At 64.6% G+C, this 1250-nt stretch carries 1 protein-coding gene and 1 pseudogene; one reads left to right on the top strand and one right to left on the bottom strand.

The window, feature by feature from the left end:
- Positions 1-485 (bottom strand): SDR family NAD(P)-dependent oxidoreductase (locus tag EOA86_RS35150; protein ID WP_128345682.1); only part of this gene is annotated, 485 nt, incomplete at its 3' end.
- A gap of 112 nt (positions 486-597) precedes the next feature.
- Between EOA86_RS35150 and EOA86_RS41625 the strand changes: the two are divergent.
- A pseudogene (locus tag EOA86_RS41625) lies at positions 598-723 on the top strand (gfo/Idh/MocA family oxidoreductase); the annotation flags it as partial.
- Positions 724-1250: the final 527 nt, after the last annotated feature.

Genomic DNA, 1250 nt, shown 5'->3' with positions numbered 1-1250 from the left:
TTGGGGGCGGAATAGACGGCGAGTTGGGGCGAGCCGCAATGCGCGTTTATCGACAGGATGTTGACGATGGCACCGCCGTGACCTTGCTTGCGCATCTGCGTGATGGCTGCCTGCATCAGGAAGAACGGCGCCCGCGCATTGACGGCAAACAGCGCCGCCCAGTCGTCGAGGTCGGCATCGAGGAATGAGGCGCGGTTGGTCAGGCCGGCGGCGTTGACCAGCGCGTCGATACGCCCGAAGCGGCCGATGCATTCGTCCACCAGCCGCGCCGGCGCCGTGGTATCAGCCAGATCGGCGGCGATGAATGTCGCTGGCGTGCCTGCCTGGGACAGCGACGTCGCCACGTCGTTGCCACGCACGGGCTCGCGGCCGGTGACCAGCAGGCCGCCGGCGCCTGAGTGCGCAAGCGTCTCGGCGATCGCCCGGCCGATGCCTTGCGTCGCGCCCGTGACCAGCACCACCTTGCCTTCCAGCCGAAGCTCCACTCCTCCTCCCAAAGTTTTTCATTTCTTCCAGAATAGGGAACGCCAATTCCCGATAGTCAATCTTCAGGAGGGAGTTTTCAAATCATGGTCTTACGCAATTGCTGACGGATCGATGCGTGAATGCTTGCGGGTCGACATGGCGAATGGCAGCCGCAACGCCTTTGTCGGCGCCGTGCACCGGCTGCGCCTCGACGACGAGATTGCGCTGGTTGCCGGCGCATTGTCCTCGGATCCCGAAAAGTTCCTGACAGGCTTGGTGCTATATCACTGCGGTGACCCTGCCTGCCGCATCGAGGCGACAGCCGACTCGCGCCTGCCGAACTTCGATGCCGCCTTGTCTTGCGTAGTCTATTCGCACCGCGATCGGCGCCGTGAGGGCGCCTCGACGTTGACGCAAGGCACCTGCGCTTGCCGCGTGGACACGGACGGCGCCAAGCGGCGTCGCGGCGGACATAATCGCCGCGCGGCAGGCTTGCACGACCGCAGCTGGCGTACCGGGTTTCGCTTTCAGCGATCCAACAGATCGAAAGGGATACCCGTTGGTGGAGTCACCCTCACCAGGTTTAGAAGGCATGAGGACGGGTGGCAGGACGATCGATTGCCTGGCGGTCTTGGCAGGGGCAGTGGTTGTGGTGACTGCGGCCGGACTACCGGGAGTGGCCTTACCTGCGCCGACCGAAGCTCCAACGTTTGCTCCACTCGCACCGCCGACGCTTGTGCCCGCCCCCACAGATGCGCCTTGCGAACCGGCGCTCACGCCAGCAC

This window comes from Mesorhizobium sp. M5C.F.Ca.IN.020.32.2.1 (assembly GCF_004023105.1).
GTDB lineage: Bacteria > Pseudomonadota > Alphaproteobacteria > Rhizobiales > Rhizobiaceae > Mesorhizobium > Mesorhizobium wenxiniae.
The sequence above is the reverse complement of the archived record's forward strand: the minus strand, read 5'-3'. Positions and strand labels throughout refer to the sequence as shown.